The sequence below is a fragment of the Labilibacter marinus genome (assembly GCF_001659685.2).
Taxonomy (GTDB): Bacteria; Bacteroidota; Bacteroidia; order Bacteroidales; family Marinilabiliaceae; genus Saccharicrinis; species Saccharicrinis marinus.
The window spans coordinates 208,047-229,689 of the sequence record NZ_LXYE02000024.1 but is presented as its reverse complement, the minus strand read 5'-3'; the positions used below and the strand labels follow the sequence as shown (position 1 = coordinate 229,689).

8 protein-coding genes are annotated in these 21,643 nt (G+C 36.7%); all 8 read right to left on the bottom strand.

The annotated features are described in order from the left end of the window. Positions 1 to 244 precede the first annotated feature (244 nt). Positions 245 to 3,511: a family 78 glycoside hydrolase catalytic domain gene (locus A8L32_RS11625; RefSeq protein ID WP_083631295.1), complete on the bottom strand. Its 3,267-nt coding sequence runs from the start codon at positions 3,509 to 3,511 to the stop codon at positions 245 to 247. 64 nt (positions 3,512 to 3,575) lie between these two features. Next, a complete protein-coding gene (locus A8L32_RS11620) occupies positions 3,576 to 4,988 on the bottom strand; it encodes an L-fucose/L-arabinose isomerase family protein (RefSeq protein ID WP_066630771.1) in 1,413 nt (470 codons plus the stop codon). Positions 4,989 to 5,301: 313 nt separating this feature from the next. Beyond that, the gene (locus tag A8L32_RS11615; protein WP_066630770.1) at positions 5,302 to 8,013 is read right to left on the bottom strand and encodes an alpha-L-rhamnosidase; all 2,712 of its coding nucleotides are present in this window, start codon (positions 8,011 to 8,013) and stop codon (positions 5,302 to 5,304) included. Between the two features lie 66 nt (positions 8,014 to 8,079). Further along, positions 8,080 to 10,251, bottom strand: a complete 2,172-nt coding sequence (locus tag A8L32_RS11610) for a beta-xylosidase (RefSeq protein WP_066630768.1) — start codon at positions 10,249 to 10,251, stop codon at positions 8,080 to 8,082. Between the two features lie 36 nt (positions 10,252 to 10,287). After that, positions 10,288 to 13,350 carry a sugar-binding domain-containing protein gene (locus A8L32_RS11605; protein ID WP_066630766.1) on the bottom strand — a complete coding sequence of 1,021 codons (3,063 nt, stop codon included), beginning with the start codon at positions 13,348 to 13,350 and terminating at the stop codon, positions 10,288 to 10,290. Between the two features lie 3 nt (positions 13,351 to 13,353). Beyond that, on the bottom strand, positions 13,354 to 15,825 hold the full coding sequence (locus tag A8L32_RS11600) for a hypothetical protein (RefSeq protein WP_066630764.1): 2,472 nt from the start codon (positions 15,823 to 15,825) through the stop codon (positions 13,354 to 13,356). Between the two features lie 95 nt (positions 15,826 to 15,920). Then, positions 15,921 to 19,808, bottom strand: a complete 3,888-nt coding sequence (locus tag A8L32_RS11595; protein WP_066630763.1) for an InlB B-repeat-containing protein — start codon at positions 19,806 to 19,808, stop codon at positions 15,921 to 15,923. 108 nt (positions 19,809 to 19,916) lie between these two features. Then, positions 19,917 to 21,353, bottom strand: a complete 1,437-nt coding sequence (locus tag A8L32_RS11590) for a sulfatase (protein ID WP_066630762.1) — start codon at positions 21,351 to 21,353, stop codon at positions 19,917 to 19,919. Positions 21,354 to 21,643: the final 290 nt, after the last annotated feature.

Below are 21,643 nucleotides of genomic sequence, written 5' to 3'. Positions count from 1 at the left end.
AGAGCAAAACTAGTATCGCAAATTTTATTTAACACCAAAAGAAAAAGCACCACCTAAATGCTTTCAACAAGCTCTTCAGATACTGCTAAATAAGAGGAAACCTAAATTACCAAAGGAAATTAATACTATCCCAGAGATTACAACTCATTCACAATTAGCGTATTTTCATATCTATTGCGAACATATAGTTTATGCAAAGTGGAAATTAGTCATTAGTATTTTTCATCTTTAGCTTATAACCTAGTTATGGTTTACTTGAGAAATAAATACCGAATTCAGCAATCGTTGATTTATCCTTTGATTGATGAATAAGCACTCTACATTTGGTTGCAGTAATTGTTTCAAAGGTATGTTCTTTATTGCTTCCACATGTTTCATTCAAAACCAAATCCTTCCATGAAGCACCATCCCAATATTGAATTTTATACTTATTTATATTCACACCTACTTCATTAATAAGCACCTTGTTAAAAGTCTGCGGTTTTAACCAAGCCACTTCCAACCATTCATCATTTAACCCATTGGCTTTCCATGCAGTTCCTTTATCACCATCATTTGCATTAAAAGCCTCAAAACCTGGATTTTTTTCGTTTACAATATGCATTGATGATGCACTCATACGACCAATGCTTGATAAATTATCAATTGAGCCAATAGGGTCAGGAAATTCCGTTGTTGGCATTTGATTTACAGTAAAGTTATACTCGCCTGATTCTACCTGATAAACCATATAGTTTCCCACAGCTTTACTCTTTTCCTCACCGATAAAAGTGATACCCTCTGGTTTATCAGCAGGAATGCCACCTTCTAAAACATCCTTATCATCTGCGGCTGGAATATAAACTTTTGCTGTAGAATTAACAGGAATTTCGATATGGTAGGTGGCGTTGATTTCTGAACGTTCCCAATTCACTGCAATTTTTCCATACATGGAGTTGAATTCTGTATTGGCGAAAGTAAGATCGCCAACAGGGCTAGGCTTAATGATAAAGTTCTGCATCCCATAGTTATCTTTATCTGGACGAATTCCTCCGAAACCTTTGATAAAATAAGCTCCAATACCCGTGTAACAAGTATGAATTTGGCTATTACCCACTGCCGACCATCGCTCAGGCCAAACCGTTTTTCCTTCTCTCACAAAGTAACCATAACTTGGGTGACGGGTATCTTGTAATAATTCATAGATTAAATCCATACGCTCACCATACTCTGCAAAATAACGCGTATAAAGGGCCTGACCCGAACTACCGGTATCGTAATATGGAAATTTATAAAGTACATTATCTTCCAATCGTGCAATCACTTTTTCTTTTTCTGATTCTGGGGTTACACCTGAAAGTAAGGCAAATGCCTGATCGACTTGTTTTCCATCAAGGTATTTTCCCGTAACATAATCATAAGATAACTCATGCGTCGCTTTTTGTTGCACTTTCAAGCGATTAGCATACATTTTTGCATCTTCAATCTTTCTTAAAGCCTGGGCCGTTTTTTGCGCACAAGCTAACATATAAGCATAAGCACAGTTGTTAAAATGTGCGGCATCTGGCGAGTTGCTACTGTCCCAAAACTTGCCTTTGGGTGTACACCAATCACCTAAACCAGGCATTTCACGTTTGCCACGTGTGCCAATTTTAAGCGCACCACCCGTTTCTGAATCAGACGCATTATGCATCCAAGTCAACCATTTTTGCATTGAGTCATAATTATCCTGAAGGATTTTCTCATCGCCCATCATTTTATAGGTTTCCCAAATGGTAATAGGACTATTGGCTTTCCACATTAAGAATGGTCGATCTTCTTCATTTAATACCGCTCTAGCTCTACCATCAGGAAACTGGGCATCACGCATGTATTGTGAATACTGATCCATATAAGCACCTGTTTCAAAATTAGGAAAGGCATCGCCATACATGGCCGCCACGGTAACTTCACCCCAGCCGCGTCTTTCTCGGTGCGGACAGTCCACCAAAATACCATCCATAGTATTGGCAATGTAGGTATTTAGGTTAATTTGATAAATTTGATTCATCAACTCACTAGAAGACTCAAACTGGCTAATTTGCTTGCGATTATTTGTAATCACATAGCCTTTAATATCTTCCAATTTAGGCGTGTAATTTAATCCATAAACGGTAATCCATCGTCCAGCCCCTACATTAAAACGGTTAGTAAATTTTCCCTTGCCCGATTTTCCAAAAATGTATTTACTCTTCTGTTTCCAATTCATCACAAGCTCTGTCTGGTCAGAAATTTCAAATAAAACAGAATCTCCTTCTGTTCCATTGAATAAATTCATTTCGAAAAAGCCGGTATAATTCTCACCCATATCAATGCGATACGTGCCATCTTTATTATCCTTAATTGCAATTGGCTTCACTTCCTTAAATCGCACCTGAGGCTCAACCATTTGAGCACTTAACTTTGCTTTTATGGGTGCATATTCAACTCTTAATGTCTTATCCTTACGCCCATTAAGTGCAAACGAAATATTATGACCCTCTGGTAGTTTTGCATTTAAAGCTGTAGGATCATAAACCACTGCACTCACCCACTCACTATCATCATAAGCAGCCGTATTCCAATCCTCTTCTTTTATTCGATCATCAATAGTTTCCCCACCAAAGCGTAGAATATCCCAATCGCCATAATATTCGCTATAGCTTTTTTTACACTTCCAGCTTGTATCAGTACCCATACTTAAACGCTCCTCTCCCAACACAATTTCAGCTTGAGCTTTAAATACAAACGGTATATTTCTATACTCCCTAATTCGTCTCCAACGCGCCCAACCTGCCGCATGCCACACCGCAATAACATTATCACCTTTTTTTAGATAATCCTTGATATCATACGTTAAATAAGGAATACGTTTTTTCATGTAAGATGAAACTGGATTCATAACATTCTCACTTACTTTGTGACCATTTACATACAATTCATGATATCCGAATGAACCCACATAAACATAGGCCAAAGAAGCTTCTTTTGCCAGTTCAAAATTCTTACGATACCAGTTATGGTCCGTTTTTTTCTGGTCTTCTTTTAGAATCCATTCGCCCTTCCAATCCTTGGCATCTAAAATACCGATGGTAAATTTAGCAGCCTCACTCCAATCTGAAACTTCGCCATTCATATCCCAAACACGTACCTTCCAATAGCATTCCTGGTTCGACATTAAGACTTTACCAGCGTAAACATTATTTACCGATTTCGAATCTTCTGCCTTGCCAGAATCCCATAGGTCACCCCTATCACTGTTCAATATTTTAGGGCTGCTAGCCACTAAAATCTGATAAGCCGTTTGTTTTTGTCCTCGGGTTTTATTGGCATCAATTATTTTCCAGCTTAAGCGCGGATTTACATTATCGATACCTAAGGGGTTGATGCGGTATTCGCAACGTAGATCGAATACTTTTATCGAACTTTTACATCCACTAAGCAACACGACAAATAATATAGACAAAAATAGATTTAGATATTGTTTAACGTGAGTTGAATATGACTTTTTCATTTTTTTTAGAAATTATAAATTAAAACAAGCTTTCGGAACATCGACCTATTTAAGCAAATTATATTTAACAGATTTTCACCACCTCTAAATCAAGTATATGACCAAGTTTATCAATCTTATCAGCAATATGTCCTACTCCAATGGCACAATGGTGAGCTGGTCCTTGCTTCGACCATTGATTCATGAATTTTTTGGCGCCTATAGAAAAACGATAACGGCTATTGGTGTTACCAATTTGAAGAATAGGTCCCTCAACAGACTCACCTTCTGCTACCAATAAGAAAACCGTTTCCTTATCTTCAACAACTGAAAGTATAGTTACTGGTCCATGCTGCACCGTCATTTGAATGGATAAGCCTTTACCAGGTTTTCCGTGATAAATAGGTAATGGCACCAATTGCACGTTTCCTTCAGCAATGGCAAAATGAGCAGGGCCGTCATGGCCTAACATCACAATATCATCATTAAAATCCATAGCATAGAATTCAGAGAACGAACCTCCAACACCGAATAAATCCATAATTTTCATGGCTTGTGCATTCTTCACTTCACACTCGCCAGCAACGGGAATATTTTTACCCGTTAATAAAGTATTACCAGCAATTACAGAAGTCACAATATCCTCATAATCATTACCCGCTTCACCTTCGTAATAGTAGGCCATAGAACCAAGTTTATGAGCTTCTACCAACTTATCCAAAGCAACAGAAGTTCGCGCAGCACGCGTAATTTCATCTTGCTCGCAAGCTTCAACAACTTCAAATGTGCTATGAAATTCTTTAATCTTTGCATCAACTTCGGCGTCAGTAGCTTCATCGCGATACTTTTTCACCTCACACATCTCAACCAACTCAATGTGCGTTCCAAAGGCTGCCGCTTGTTTAGTTAAATCGGTATAAACATCTAACATACCACAGTAGTAATGTCCAAGTACACCCAATCGATTTGTGCGCATGGCAGCAGCTACTTTTGCAGCATCAATCCAATCTTGCATTTCATCCCATACAGCTTGCTCGCCTAAATAACCTGTAATAAACTCATAGCCAATACCTGCTCTATTAAATACATTAGCTAATTCAGGTACCGAACAGGCCTGACAATGTGCTAACCATTCGCCAGTCATTGCACCACGATCACCCATTTTGTTGAAACTCTCATAATCAATAGCAGCTACAGGCTGTATATTTAAAATGACAATAGGGCAATTTAATTTCTGCGCTACAGGCAATACTGTTGATGAAAGAGCATAAGTAGAGACGTATAAAAAGACGATATCTACATCATTCTTCTTTAGGTAATCACCTGCTTCAACAGCCTTTTCAGGACAATCAACTAAACCAGCATCAATCACATCGGCACCAAAACTTTCCATTTTATTAGCAATCTCTTTTTGGTAACCTTTTAATCTTTCTAATAATCCTTCAAACTGATCCCAGTATGTATCTAAGCCAATTCCAAACATTCCAACTTTAGTCATTTTGTATCTTTTAATTTATATTTTTTCGCTTATGCTATCCGTAAAGTAAGTTTCGATTAAAACTCATTTCTTCACTCACATTATTAAGACTTTAAACTCAATCAAAAATCAGTTAATTATCCTCCTTTATCAAGAGACAATCTGATATTAAAATAGTACAATATGATATTGATTTTTCACTAAATAACGAGAAGGCAGATTACCAAAAACTAAAAAACCCGCTTTATACCCTTATAAAAGAAGCATAAAACGGGTAACAGTAATAGCTCGGTATACTATGGAAACGATCCGAACTATCCTATAAGGTTATCCTCTAATAAGCAAAAGCATATGTTCCTGAACCTAATTCTAAAACCACAGAATTACCAGAAGTACTTTGCTTAATCTTAGCACATAACTTTTTACCATTAAGGGTAATGATTTTTCCTTTCGCATTTGGCAGAGTGACAGTACCTGTTGAATTTGCAGGAATAGTTACATCGTATACAAATTGCTCATCATTAATTTTCCAAGCCGACTTAACCTCACCATAAACGGTATTTAACTCATATTTAGCATTGGTTAATCCTCCACCTGGGTGCGGGTGAAACAAAATATGCTTATAACCTGGATTCTTCACATCGATACTAATACCAGCGACATGACTATACAACCACTCACCAATGGCTCCATAGGCATAATGGTTAAAGCTATTCATTCCATCAATAATAGTTCCATCAGGCTTTTGAGTATCCCAACGTTCCCAAATGGTAGTTGCACCCATGGTAACAGGATATAACCAACCGGGATACTCTTTACGGTTTAACAACATAAATGCTAAATCATCGCGACCAATGGCAGATAAACTGCTATTTAAAATTGGTGTTCCTAAAAAGCCAGTTGTTAAATGTTTGAACTTTTTCACATCCTCAGCAAAATAGTGAGCTGATTTTTCCTTCAACTCCTCAGGAATTAAATCAAAAGTTATAGCCAAAGCATAAGCAGTTTGGGTATGAGATACCAAACGACCATTTGGCGTGATATATTCTTGAGCAAAAGCAGCTTTAATTTTCTTTGCTAAATCAGTATACTTTTTAGCATCTTCTGATTTACCTAAAATTTCTGCTACTTGACTCATAATCGTTGTTGAATGACAGAAATAAGCTGTTGCAATTAAGTCTGTCTCAGTATAAGCACCTGAGTATGCAGGTTTATCTGAATGAAAAGCTAACCAATCGCCCCAATGGAAATGCTTTTCGTTCCAAAGGCCATCACCTTTTGATTTCTTATCCATATAGCCAATCCAAGCTTGCATACTTTTATATTGCTGCTCTAGGATACGTACATCACCATATGCTTTATAAACTGTCCAAGGAACAATTACCGAAGCATCGGCCCAGCCAGTAGCTCCTCCTAATTTATTATTCCACATATCTGGAATAATATTAGGTACCTGACCATTGGGTTGTTGATCAAGTGCTAAATCTTTTAACCACTTATCGTAAAATGGAGCTACTCCAAAGTTATACGAAGCAGTCATACTAAAGGCTTGCGTATCTCCTGTCCAACCTACACGTTCATCACGCTGCGGACAATCGGTTGGAATATCTAGGAAATTATCTCTTTGTCCCCAAAGAATATTACTTTGCAATTGGTTTATTAAGGAATCAGAACAAGAAAAATTACCCGTTTGCTTCATATCTGAATGAATAACAATACCTGTAATTGCATCCTTAGTTACCTCACCCGGGTAATTCACTAATTTCACATAACGGAAACCATGGAAAGTAAAATGGGGCTCATAAACTTCTTCTGCCCCACCTTTCAAGGTATAAATATCTGTAGCTTCAGCAGAACGAAGATTAGTGGTAAAAAAGTTCCCTTCCTTATCTAATACCTCAGCAAACTGAAGAGTTACTTGATCTCCTTTTTTACCTTTTACTTTAAGGCGTGTCCATCCTACCATATTCTGACCTAAATCAAGAACAGTTTCTCCTTTTGGAGTAGTAATTATTTCAATAGGTTTAAGCTCTTCAATGGCACGAACAGGTAATCCGTTAGAAGCAACTAAAATATCTTTAGAATGATCTAGTATTTCTACCTTCTCCCAATTACTAGCATCAAACCCTTTTTTTGCCCAGCCATCCATCTCTTTGGTGGCATCGTATTTTTCACCATTATAAATATCCGATTCAATAATAGCTCCATAGGAAGTTCTCCAATTTTTATCAGTAACAATAAGCTCGCTAGATCCATCGGCATAAGAAATTTTGAGCTGAGCTAGAAGTGCAAGTTGATCGCCATAATAAGCTCTTTCTCCATCCCAACCCAGATAACCACGATACCATCCATCACCAAGCATAGCTCCAATCGCATTATCTTTTTGAAGCATATCAGTTACATCATATACTTGATATTGCAAACGCTTTTTGTAACTCGTAAAACCTGGTGTAAAAAGTTGATCGCCTACTTTATTACCATTTATAAAAAGTTGATATAGACCAAGAGATGTTACATAAACCCTTGCAGATTTCACTTCCTTGGTTGTAGAAAACTCACTTCTATAATACTGACTCGGAAGAGACTTATCTGACTTCAACTCTGCTTTGGTAATCCATGATGCACTCCACTCACTTGGCGAAAGAATTCCCATTTCCCAATATGATGGCGCACTCCAGTCACTTGCTTTTCCTTTATTATCCCAAACTCTCACTTGCCAATAAACACGCTGCGATGATTTTAAAGCAGGACCAGCATATTCAATATTTACGGACTGATCACTCTTCACCTCTCCTGAAGTCCAGATTAACTGATCTTTCTTGGTTAAGTTAGCAGAAGACGACGCTAGCTTAATTTCGTAAGCTGTCTGCATCACATTTTGTTTATCCGAAAACAATTTCCAACTAAGTCTTGGTTTTTCAACATCAATACCTATTGGATTAACATGATACTCACAAACCATTTCACCCACTTTTGTTTTGGCGGAAACAGCTGTTACAATCGTAGTAAACAACAGAATGCTGAATAATTTAAATGCTAATTTCATTTGGTTATTTTTTAATTAAACTACGCAAGTTTAACTTACGCAGTTATTTAAATAATTCACAATGAATTACTCTACAACAGTTAGAGTAACTGTTTTCAAATCTTCTGTTCTTGACGAAGCTCCAACAGAAATTGTAAAAGTTCCGGGTTCAACTACTTTTTTCATGTCTTGTGTTAAAACAGCCAGATTTTCTGAATTTAATTCAAACTCTACTGTTTTTGTTTCTCCTGGCTGAAGGCTTATACGCTCAAATCCTTTTAACATTTTAAGGTAACGACCAACCGATGCATAATCATCACGCACATACATTTGCACTACCTCGTCTCCAGCACGTGTACCTGTATTGGTAATATCAACAGATACTTTGGTGGCATCCCCCACTTTAACCGCAGTCTTCACTAATCTTGGTGTACCATATTCAAAAGTGGTATAACTTAAACCATACCCAAATGCAAATAATGGTGACTTATCACTAAATCTATATTTACCTTTACCTGAACCAATAAAGTCTGGGCGCTCAAGATACGTCACAGGAACCTGCCCTACCGAGCGTGGGAAAGACATTGTTAGTTTACCTCCTGGGTTTACATCACCAAAAATAACATTGGCAACCGCATCTCCTGCTCGCATACCACCATACCACGTTTCAAGTAGAGATGGGATATTTTCAGCAATGTAGTTAATACTTAATGGACGACCATTAATCAGAACAACAATAACAGGTTTTCCTGTTTTATGGATGGCTTCTACCAATTCTTTTTGAACGCCATACAAATCAAGATCTGCACGATCTCCACCTTCTCCACACGTTTTATGAGAACTACCCACAACCAAAACAACAGCATCCGACTTTTTTGCAGCAGAAATAGCTTCTGGAAATCCTTCTTTTGAAAAACTATTAATATCGCAGCCTTTGGCGTAGTTTATTTTTACTTTATCCCCTACTTTTTTCTTAAAACCATCTAAAACTGAAACATAGTATGGTGGTAATCCTGAATATCCTCCCAGTAATTTATAGGTTCCTTTTTGGGGTCTTTTTTCGTGGGCGTTAGGTCCAATAACAGCTAATGATTTAATTTTTGATAAATCAAGAGGTAAAAGATTATTATCATTCTTCAACATGATAATAGATTTTTCTGCTATTTCCAAGGCGAACTCACGATGTTCTTCACGACCCGCATTTACAGTTTCCTCATCAATCTCTAATGGTTCAGCATCAAATAACCCTAATTTATATTTGGCGCTCAAAATACGTGATGTGGCTATGTCTATATACTTCAATAATGAAGGATCCTGCTCCACTGTATCCTTTAATATATTTGAGTGATATGTTGAAAGTTTAACGCTCTTACCAATAACCAAGTCCATATCAACACCAGCTTTTAATCCTGCGATAGCTGCTTTAGTCCTAGTTTCAGGAATAAAATGCATGGTTTCTAATCTACCTACATCATTATTATCAGAAACAATAAAACCGTCGAAACCCAACTCATCTCGTAATATATCCTTTAATAACCAAGTATTCATATGACAAGGAACTCCGTTAAAATCTTGGTGACCTGGCATAACAGAACCTACTTTAGCTTCTTTTACAGCCGCCTCAAACGATGGAAGATAAACCTCGCGCAAACGACGCTCAGACATATCACTAAATCCACCATTGATCCCTCGACGATTTTCAGGATACCCAACAAAATGTTTGGCCGTTGCAATAACATGGTTTTCATCAAATTGCTCATCTCCCGTACCCTGTAAACCCTGTATAAATGCAACTCCCATTCGAGAAACCAAATAAGGATCTTCACCATAAGATTCTTCAACACGACCATAACGAGCGTCTCCTGCATAAACATCTAAATTAGGAGAGTAACAATGAGTTACACCTAAAGCACGAGCTTCTAGCGCCGTTTGAGAAGCCATTTTTTCAATTAACTCAGGTTCCCAAGTTGAGGCACAGGCTACCGCTTGCGGATAAACAGTAGTATTACCATAATAGTCAAGAACAAGCCATAATCCATGTAGTGCTTCTCCATATTTCATAATAGGGATACCCAGTCTGTCATTGGCAGGTGCATCCTGAGTCAACTCGGCTATTTTTTCCTCTAATGTCATTTGACTTAAAAGTTTCTCAACTTTAACTGCAATTTCTGCATCTTTTTTGCTCAACTGCTTTGTTGGCTTTTGCTGACATCCAATAAATAGGATAACTGCCATCAAAAAAATTATACTTTTTTTCATTATTCTATATTTAAATATTATTCAATCTTTATTTTATTAATCCACAAATAATTCATCTATATAAGGTCCACTTTGTCCTGTAGTCTCCAGCTTTATGCTATTGGCTCCTGATTTAAAATTGACTATCGTATTCACAAACTTCCATTCTTTTTCCCAGCCTCCTGTTGGCTTAAACTCGAAGGTTCTAACATATTCATCATTGACAAATAATTTCATAGGATGTAGTTTCCCTTCGTTATTGTGCATATACCTAAAGCGAATACTAAAATCTCCAGCCTCTCCATCATTTTCCTTGTACCAGGTAATCGCACCTTCTTGTCCATCAAAAACTACAAAACCACTACCCTTATAACGATGTGCTTTGTTACTTACTTTTATATCACCCTCCAGTAATGCATCTTCAGCAGAAATATTAACACCTCTTCCTTTCCACATATCTGCCGAATTTTCATCACCCCAGAACAAGCCTTCCTTTTCACTAAAAGTTTCACTCATACTTAGAACTACTTTATTATTCTGCAGAACAACAGCCTTCACTGTAGTACCATTTGAAACTTGAAAAGGTGCGCTATACGTTTTACCATTCGTTACTGGGTCGGAACCATCAATGGTATACTTAATGTTCAGTTTGGAGAAGCTTGATTTACCTATTATTTGAATTTGTTGTGCATCTATCGCAATTTTATTAGATAGATACAAGGCTTTATCTCCAAGTATGGAAGCCATAATAACAGAAGCCTCAGCAGAATTATCATTTTCTTCTAGAAATAACCTTGTTTTCCCAAAGAACATTTTCCTAAAATCCGATTTTGTTCGACTTGTTGGATCAATAGGATCTCCATTTTCCATGGATACCTTTAAGATATCTCCTTGCAGATTATAATACACTCTGTTTTCTGCATAGGGAAATAAATTTCCTTCACTATCTAATCCCTCAGAAGATAAAATATAACTAGCAGAGAAACCATCTTCCGCTTCTAATGCTTCAACGCAATGTTTTAGTTTAGATACTTGTCTACTAGTGTTTATTTCAATATGTTTTACTTCTTTGCCATTTACATAGGCGATAGCTTCTAATTTCCCTTCCTCGTATGGCACCATCCAGTCACACTGCATCTCATCCCAAACTGTACCTGGCTTATCTTTTCTTAAGGACTTTCCGTTTAAAAACAATTCTACTTCATCTGCATTGGAATAAACCCAAACAGGTATCACAGTTCCTTTTTTCATGCGAGGATGCGTCCAATGAGGAAGCATATGCAATACTGTTTCATTAGTCCACTGGCTTTGGTAGAAATAATACAGATCTTTTTTAAAACCTGCCACATCCAGTGCCCCTCCCATAAATAAATTAAAAGGTAAACCGCCATGAACTAAACCGGCCTCTCCGTAATAATCAAAACCTGTCCAACGAAAATGACCGCTATGCCATGGATTATCACGCATCTGCTCCCAATTTTTTCGGGCACAAATCCTAACCGTAGCATTATCATACGACGAGTTAAAACGTTGCTTTCTGTTCTTCCACTGTTTTGGATCAATACCTTCGTAAAAGAAAATCTCTTTTTCCGTTAAATTTGGCAGTGGGTAAGTATTGGGTAATTCGTTATCACGCCACCATGTATGCGTACGATAATATCCTCTGGTTTGCCATGTATGAGGTGCTTCTGTAGATATAAATGGCTTATCAAAACGTTTGTTCTCTATAAAAGATTGATTTTCGGAACCTCCATTCACACCTATAATATCCATATCTTCGCTATTACCAGCACCAGAAGTATATAAACGGGTATTATCAATACTTCTGCTATACTTTACCAATTCAGGTGCAATATCACTATGCGTTTCATTACCCAAACTATAAACAAAAATACTTGGGTGGTTACGGTCTCTGGTTATCCACTCCTTGATGTCACGTTGCCACCACTCATCAAAAGCCTGCTTTCCATAATCTTGAGGAGCTTTTTTGTGCCAGCCATCAAATATTTCATCCATTACGAGCAAACCAATTTCATCGCAAATATCATAAAACATAGGAGGTGTTGGGTTATGAGAAGGACGTATTGCGTTCAAGCCCATATCTTTTAATAGTTGCAATTTCCAACGTAGCATAGGTTTTGTCCATGCTCCTCCAACTGGGCCACCTTCCCAATGTTCACAGGCTCCTTTTAGCTTAATATTCTCACCATTTAACCAAAAACCTGTGGCCTGATCCCATTTTATCGTTCTAAATCCAAAGTTAGTTTTAACTTCATCAATTACTTTTTTCCCTACCAACACCTGACTAATAGCGGTATACAAAGTTGGTATTTCCGGGCTCCACAACTGAGGTTTATGTACTTCCGTTTTTAAACTCAACAGTTTAGTTGTACTTGTTACTTCTTGTTGTGTTGTTTCTAGCACTTTTCCTTCTGGGGAGAATATGGAAGTTTTAACCCATGTTCTTTTAGCCAATTTAGTTGTGACATTTAGGTTTATCTCCACATTAACTTCAGCTTTTTCGTCAGTAATTTTAGGCGTTGTAACGAAAACACCATTAGGTGAAATATGCAAAGGGTTTACCTCTATTAAATTTACAGGTGCGTAAATTCCACATGGGTGATACCAACGCGCTGAAGGCTCTAAACTATTATCCACCCTAACCGCAATCGTGTTTTCACCTTCTTTTAAATATTTTGAAATATCGTAACGAAAACTAATATAACCATAAGGTCTTTTACCTAATAAGGTACCATTAATCCATACTTCACTGTTCATATATACACCATCAAAGCTGATATAAGTGATATTTGAAAGACTTTCTTTTTTTACAAGAAACATTTTACGATACCATCCAATTCCTCCATCGTGGTATCCTCCACCTTGCCCTTGTGCTCCTTTTTGCTGAACGCCTTTTTCAAAGGACCAATCATGAGGTACATCCACACCAGACCACGCAGAATCATCGTAACTTACTTCTGAAAAAGCTAGCTCATCTTTATCAAGAACAAATTTCCATTGTCTATTAAAACTAACTTCTTTGCGTTGAGCAGAAGCACTTAGTGCGAAGATTAATAAAAGTGTAATCAACGTTAAGTAATTTTTTATAGTACAATTCATTGTTTATAATTCTATAGTTTTATATGCCTTACTTTGAGAACTTGCTATTACTTTATTTCCTTTATAGTTGAGTTCTTTACCCTCACCTATGTATAGGCTAATAGTCGTTTTCTCATTATTATCTTTGGTTCGAACAATTGCAAACCGTCCTTTAAATTTTAGTTTCAACTTTTTATTTATATAAATCTCATCAGTATTGTCTTGAGAAATTATATAATCGGTAATCACAGCAATGCCCACTTTAGAAACTACTTTAGCTCCAACAATCTTGTCACCATCTTTCAGTGGCTCTATGCTTTGAACACTTGAACTGGATCCAACAGAAGGCTCAAAAACAGCAACGAATGGTCTGTTCCAAGCCTCGCCTTGCTGACGAATAGCCAATACTTGTGTTTCCCTTTTTAAATATCCATTTCGTGCTTCACGGGTAGGAGGCGCCAATGCCGTTGTATATTCACGTTCAACTCCATTTGGAACGAACATGTGCATATAACGATTGTCGTATTCAATATCAAAACGAATCTTAACAGCATCCTTTATTGGAGAAGTAACTACCGTATTTTTAAAATATCGCCAGCCTGGAGAATGGACAACATCACCTATATCGTTTTGGTATCGATCAGTTTGCTTAAAATCCTGTGCCTTACCATTTTTATTAGTCAGTTGTGTTTTGTCGCCAATATTGTGATATATATAATCGTGAAATTTGTTTATATCGTTAGACTTTGAACGAAACATATCGAAGTAATATGCTGTACTATCACTCGTTCTAATCGTACTGAGTGTACGTTGTTGATTGCAGTTATTTACCTTATCATCCAAGTGCTGCATGGCAAAACTAAATTCATTAGAAATTGACTCTTGTAAATGGGCTGGTTCTGCAGCAATATTTACACATTTATTTTGCCATACATGCGCTTTACCTTTCCATGAGCCTTCATCTAAACCATGTGAAGCTCCATTAACAATAACCGTATTATTTCCAGCATATAATCTAAAATAATGCTCGTGTAATGGAATTTTTCGTTCTCTCACTGTAGCTGGCAAACCTGCGTTTGGAGCCATAACATAACCTGCGCCATATAACTCCATTGCTATACCGGTTAAATGTGAGTGTACGTAATGAGCTCCTCCAATAATTCCGCATAAGCCAAAATTTTCATTTTCGTTGACAACGGTATTACGTTGCAAAGCAACTCCTGCATGTTCTACAATTACGGTTGGTCTATTAAAGTTTATATCTCCAGTAATAGTATTTGGAATAGGTAAGCCCCATAACAATTCAAGCGCTTGAAAATTGTTGAAGATATGATTGGGGTTGATGGTAGGATTATAACCTCCTTTTGCATCATAAGAGCTTCGCAGGGCTAGTTCTGCTTTTTTCTTTAATTCAGGATAGCCTTTTCTATCTGCAATGGATAAGGTGTATCTATATAAATCACCTGTGCTGTCATTATTCCTTTTTGAATCGCCGTAGCGAACAAAAGTTCTATTTGGATTTCTTAAATAATCAAACAAAAAGTTACCTTCAAATACATGTTGATAATCAACCGTTACATTCATATTGGGATAGACTCTATCTACAATATTTAATACCATGGTAACAATAGGCATAAAGCTATAACTCAAAGATTCTGGCCAAATACCTTGTCCCGAAAACATAGGTAGAATGGTATGTTTAAATGAATTTTGATGCCAGGTACCTGTTTCCCAGAAGACATTAAACAGGCGTTCGCGCTCCACATCATCATCAATACATAAAATCCCAAACAAAGCTCCAGAAGCCGTTAAAATTGGATGATTAGAAATTTTTCGACCATGTTTATCAGGCCTACCATATTCCTGTAGCACATTACCCACCATATTAGCAATGGCTTTTTGAGCTTTTGCATTATCAAAGGCTACTTGTTTTCCTGTTGCCTTTTCATACACAGTAACGCCTGGTTTAGTTAAATAGTTATGAATAAAATCATAAGTTATGGCAAATGGTCCATAGGTTGTTCGTGGATCGAAAAATTCATACCCACAAATAGTAGTTGTTTCAGGTGTTCGAGGAGCAATTTCATCTATATACGCGACTAAAATATCAGCTGCAAAAGATGCATATTTCTCATCCTCTGTTAAATAATACAATACTCCAGCATCAGAGGCCAGAGCCAGTACTTTATTATGTTTTGCGGCCAAAGGACTAGCCTTGCGCTCTTTGTTTTCACGATCGTGCTTAGCAAACTCAGGAATCATATTAAGCACTACACTAGGATCTAATTGATGCTTTGCCAAAGGACCATCTACGTGTTTATGCAATTGATCAACAATACTTTTGGCCCAATCATATTTTTCAATATTATTTAATATTTGCACCTTCTCTTCTGAGGTAGCCCAAATCACAGGTCGCTGTAATGTCTGAGCAGAACTTAGTAAACTCCCACATATAGCAAAAGTAAATATGATAGCTTTCTTTAAATGTAAATTCATAGATTAAGTCCTACTACTTTAAATAAGGGTTTAAATATTAAAGGCACTGCAGCAAATTAATTACTGCAGTACTATAGAAAACAAACTAAGTTGTGTTACTTAATTATAAGCTTTTGAACTTCTTTACCGCGTTTGGTAATTACTTCTAACATAAACATCCCCTTTACATTAGTTTCAACACTTACTTTAGTTTCTGAATAGAAATCTCCATTAGATATTAGAGCACCATTTAAACTATAAAGGTTGTATGTAGCCTCCTCATTATTAATTAATTTAATGATAAACGTACCATTAGATGGGTTAGGACTTATCTTTAATATATTTTCTACCTGCGACTTTACACTAGTAGTATTCCTATAATTAGCAGTAATATTTAAAGCTGAAACTACTGTTATAGTCAATGGATTTTCTGTTCCAGTATAATCTCCAGACCACGATTTAAATTCATAGTCAGTATCTGGCGTAGCAGTTAAGGTAACTTGCGTATAAGGATCATACTCGTCTAACTCTGGACTGAAGCTTACTGTACCATGGTCAGAAATAACAGAGATGGTATATGTTTTTGCTTTCCAAGTAGCCGTTACCTCCATATTTTCGGTAACCACAGTTGTTTCATCAAACACACTTCCTGTACCTGTTACCCAGTTTACAAAAAGCTCTTCTACACGAGTTGGTGTTGTAGGCAATTTACAAGTACCATCATTACCTGAATAAACATTAATCAACTTCTCGCCATCATTAAATGTTACTTTATAAGCATCTGAAGTTTTAGTCAACTCAAAATAATCTACCTTAAAACCATATTCTAAGAAATTAAACTTTAGTACATGAGTACCTGCTTCTAAATAAAAGTTTCCCACTTTTTTTACTTCATAGTTTGAGCCTGTATACCCTAGCATAAAGTTACTGATCAAAGTAGTATTTTCTTCTGGTAGAGATACCGTAAGTTGATTTACTTCTGCATTACGCGTTGTTTGGTGACGCACATCTAAATCATAATTTCCTGATGTTGCAACATCAATGGTAAACTCTAACCATTCTCCCGTTTTAATATCTGATACAAGCCCACTAGAAGTAAGATCTACCTGGTCATCGCCTCTATAAATATAGCTGGCATTAGTTCCTGTTTTATCCCAATAAGCAATATCCTTACCTCCATTATCGTAATGTTCAAACTCCACCTTACCTGGTATTGTGTGAGGCTTATTATCACTTGTATAAGCCCATTGATTTGGAGTAAGAACAGTAAGACTGCGCTCCTCCACTTCTCCTTGAGCATCCTTCGCTACTATTTTAATTAAATAAGATAGATTGTTCATGTTAGTCAGTTCTGGAACCGATGACCATGCATAAGGAGCTTCCGTTAGAGTACTAATACTTACACCATCTACAAAAAGTGTTGCTTCAGTAAAGTCGGTTCCTATAATAGCTTCAACCGATAAATCTGAGCCCTTCGCTATTTCTTGATTATTTTCCAAATCCTTGAAGCCAATCACTCGACTCATATCTGCAGCAACTTCAATTACCTTTTGGCCTTTTTTGTCATTATCCGCATCTAAGCTATGCTCACCATAAACTAAACTGGTTCCTTCGCCAATATATAAGGTAACGTAAGCTTTATCCAATTTTTGCTCTTTACGAACTACTGCAAATCTCCCTGTAAAAGTTATACCCTCTTCAGCCAAAGCAAATACTTGAGATGCATCTTCTTGACAAATTATAAAATCAGTTACTACCTTATCTCCAACCTGACTATACACTTTTGCACCAACAATTACATCACCTGTATATAAGTGCTCTACTGATTTAACACTTGTATTAGCTGATTTTGATGGCTCAAAAATATGTACGTATGGTTTATTCCATGCTTCTCCTTGTTGTCTTACTGCAATTATTTGGGTCTTTTTATCCTCGTAACCACCTTTTGCTTCTCGTGTTCCTGGCCCCAAAGCTTTGGTATACTCACGTGCTACACCTGCAGGTGCAAACATGGTCATATAAGTATTGGTTTCATTTAAATCAAAACGTACTTTGGTTGCTGCATCAACAAACTCTGTTACTTTGGTTTCTTCAAAAAAGCGCCAACCTGGAGATGCATGTGTATCTCCAATATCATTTTGATATCTGGTAGTTGCACTCACAGACAATTCCTGCTCATCACTATTGAAAATATGCATTTCATCACCTAAATTGTGATAGATGTAATCATGAAAATTATTTGTTCCTAAAGATTTAGATCGGAACATATCAAAATAATATGCTGTTGTTTCGCTAGTTCTGATTGTACTTAAAGTACGTTGTTGCTGATCATCATTTACATGATCATCTAAAAATTGAGTAGCAAAACTAAAATTTGGATTTATTGCATCTTCTAGGTGTTTAGGTTCTGCGGCAACATTGACTGTAGTAGGCATCCATAACTGAGAATCTGAATTCCAAGCACCAGTTTGAATACCATGAGAGGTTCCGTTTACAATCATAGTGTTATTGCCTGCGTGACGCCAGAAGTATGTTGTATGTACAGGGTCACTTCTTTCGGCTAATGTATGAGGCAAACCACCATTTGCAGCCATAACATAACCAGCTCCATATAACTCCATGGTAATACCTGTTACATGTGAATGCACATAATGGGCTCCTCCAATAATTCCACAAAGGCCGTAATCCTCATTGTCTTCCTCAACATAATTACGCTGAAGCGCTACACCAGCGTGTTTTACTAGTACGGTTGGTTTTTGAAAGTCGATACCTTCTTCTATAATATTAGGAACATCTATTCCCCAAAACAACTGATCAAATGCCCTGTAATTACCAAAGGTTGTAATTGGTACGATAGGATCATAACCACCGTCGGCATCATAGCCTTGTCTTAGAGCAATCTTTGCTTTTTCTACATAATCAGTTAATCCTCTTCTTTTACTAAGATTTAAGGTATACCTATATATTTCTCCTGTTTTATCTATATCTCTATGAGAATCTCCATATCGAACAAATCTTCTGTTAGGCATCCTAAGGTTATCAAACAAAAAGTTTCCATCCAGAATATGGGTATTATCATCCATTACATTTAGTTCTGGTTTTAAGCGATCCACAATATTTAGCACCAAAGTAACATTCTGCATAAAACTATAACTTACTGCTTCTGGCCAAATACCTTGTTCTCCGAACATTGGTAAAATAGTTTTTGTGAATGAGTTTTGTTCTTTTGTACCTACGTTCCAAAACACATCAAACATTCTTTCTCGTTCCGTATCATCGTCCACACATAAAATACTAAATAGTACGCCAGGAGATCTTAATATAGGATGATTACTAACCATCTTACCATATTTTGTATCAGCGCCACCATGCTCATGTAAAGCATTCATCGCAATATTATAAACAGCCTTTTGTGCTTTAGTATGATCATAAGCCACTTTACTTGCTGAAGATAACGTGTAGACTTGTCTGCCAGATTCCTTTAAATAATTATATAAAAAGTCATAGGCTATAGAAAACTGAGCATAACCAGCCCTAGGGTCATAAAAATCACTACCACTCATGGCGGTATTATGAGGACTTCTTGTTTCGAGCTCTTCTATATAATTCCAAAGAATATCTGCGGCGAACTGCGCATACTTTTCTTCTCCTGTTACATAATATACCATAGATGCATACGAGGCATAATTTAACACTTTAGAATGCCCTGCGTTAGCCGAACTTGCCTCCGCTTCTGATAAATTATCATCTGAAGCAAATTCAGGAATAGTATTAAGAATTGTAGCAGGATTTGATAAGTGAGTATCTACTTTATCCTCTACTGCAGCTTTTGCTTTAGCAACAACACTTGCCGCCCAACTATAATTTTCAATCTTTGCTAAAATAGCAGTTTTGTCTGCTGGAGTAGTCCAAATTGCAGGATGTTGTAGGGATTGAGCAAAAGAAGAAACTGCCAATACACATAAACATAATACCCACCCAACTTTTAAATTCACTGTTTTCATATGTTACCTTTTACCACACATAACGCTAGCTAACTTTACTTCCCCACAGCAACATTAAGCCAATTCGTTATATTATATTAATATATAGTCAATAATACTCTTGTTTTCTTATTTAGTCACTGTATAAAAAGTACTCCTATTACTAGGAAATTGCTTTTCTAACAACTTTTTCATTCTTTCTTCAACCCTTTTATATTCTGGGTTTCCTGAAAAATTTTCTTTGGCTACCTTTAGGTTTGCTTTATAATGATATAATTCAGCACCCTGTAATTCTTGAGTTTCGCCATTTCGCCATTCTGTATAACGCCACTCATTGTCTGTACAGGTTAATCCCATCGTTTTACCTCTAGCGTATAAACTGTAAGCTCCTTTATTCCATTTCAGTTTTGGATTATCTACTAATGGCATTAAGCTTTTTCCTTCCAGCGTATGGGTTTCTAATCCACAAAAATCGGCAGCTGTCGCAAATAAGTCTACATTCTCCACTAAAGCATCTGTTGTAGCATCAGTTACTCTGTTTTTATAACTTGTTTCTCTGCTAATGATCATAGGCACATGCACATCTATTTCAAAATTAGTATGCTTACACCATGCCCCGTACTCACCAAGTTTCCAACCGTGATCACTCATGAGTACAATCATCGTATTTTCGCGTAAATCCAATTCTTCCAAGGTCTTCATCACACGCCCCACCTGCGCATCTATATAACTTACACAAGCATAATAACCATGTTTTAAGTCTTTAGATAATTCATCATCTAAAAGTCCCTCTTTAGGAATGCCATGATAGTTGCGTAACTCTCCCCATTTGGTCAATGCAAGCCTATGCATACCTTCTGGGGTGTTTTTATTTGGAACAACTAAATCTGACTTATTATATAAATCCCAATACTTTTTAGGTGCATTAAATGGAAGATGCGGTTTAGTTAAACCTACAAACATTAAAAACTTATCATCTTTAATTTGCTGAAGCGTTTTAATTGCCTGAGTAACTGCGCGACCATCTTTATATGCATCATCGCCAACATCTGCACATTCAAAAGCAGGACCATTCCCTTTTATACCAGCTTTTTTCAAACTATCGATAATGGCTAAACTTTCTGGTTTTATCCAAGAATTAGTTTCTTTTGGATGATGGATACTCCAACTTTTTACATCATCGTTACCATGATGATATACTTTTCCTACACTAACTGTTGTGTAACCTTTTTCTTTAAAAAACTGAGGCATAGTAACCATATCCTTATGTACAGAACGTAGCTTTGTGAATATGGAATAAATACCAATAGATTCTGGACGCAAGCCCGTTAATATACTCATGCGCGAAGGTGCACAGATCGCTTGTTGGCAGTATGCTTTGTTAAACATAACCCCATCTTTAGCTAAGGCATCTATATTTGGACTTTTAACAACTTCGCTACCATAACACCCTAATTCAGCACGTAAATCATCTACTAAAAAAACAAGTACGTTGGGTTGTTTTTGAGCGAAGCTAGCCACAACACTAAAAGCGATTAAAACGTGTATTATAATTACTCTCTTCATTTAAATTTTGTAATTAATTTATGGAAGAATAACGCTTTGATAGAACAATTTATATAAGCTAATTATCCACTCCTTACCAATTACCAAATTTATTACTGCATCACCTCAAGTTGTTGAAAGAATAACCCAAATACTTTAAATGTGGCATCATATATGAATTTATATATCACTATGACGTATAAATTCAACTCTAACATCATGTAAACCCATGAGTCCTACAAGGAGAATAATGTTTTCTGCAATGCTTTTTATTGGTTTTCTTCAAACTCACTTTTATCGGTGCAATCACT

Bases quoted from the DNA above. Each gene is read 5' to 3' on its own strand.
- A8L32_RS11590 (WP_066630762.1), bottom strand. From the start codon at position 21,353: ATGAAGAGAGTAATTATAATACACGTTTTAATCGCTTTTAGTGTTGTG.
- A8L32_RS11615 (WP_066630770.1), bottom strand. From the start codon at position 8,013: ATGAAATTAGCATTTAAATTATTCAGCATTCTGTTGTTTACTACGATT.
- A8L32_RS11595 (WP_066630763.1), bottom strand. From the start codon at position 19,808: ATGAAAACAGTGAATTTAAAAGTTGGGTGGGTATTATGTTTATGTGTA.
- A8L32_RS11620 (WP_066630771.1), bottom strand. From the start codon at position 4,988: ATGACTAAAGTTGGAATGTTTGGAATTGGCTTAGATACATACTGGGAT.
- A8L32_RS11605 (WP_066630766.1), bottom strand. From the start codon at position 13,350: ATGAATTGTACTATAAAAAATTACTTAACGTTGATTACACTTTTATTA.
- A8L32_RS11600 (WP_066630764.1), bottom strand. From the start codon at position 15,825: ATGAATTTACATTTAAAGAAAGCTATCATATTTACTTTTGCTATATGT.
- A8L32_RS11610 (WP_066630768.1), bottom strand. From the start codon at position 10,251: ATGAAAAAAAGTATAATTTTTTTGATGGCAGTTATCCTATTTATTGGA.
- A8L32_RS11625 (WP_083631295.1), bottom strand. From the start codon at position 3,511: ATGAAAAAGTCATATTCAACTCACGTTAAACAATATCTAAATCTATTT.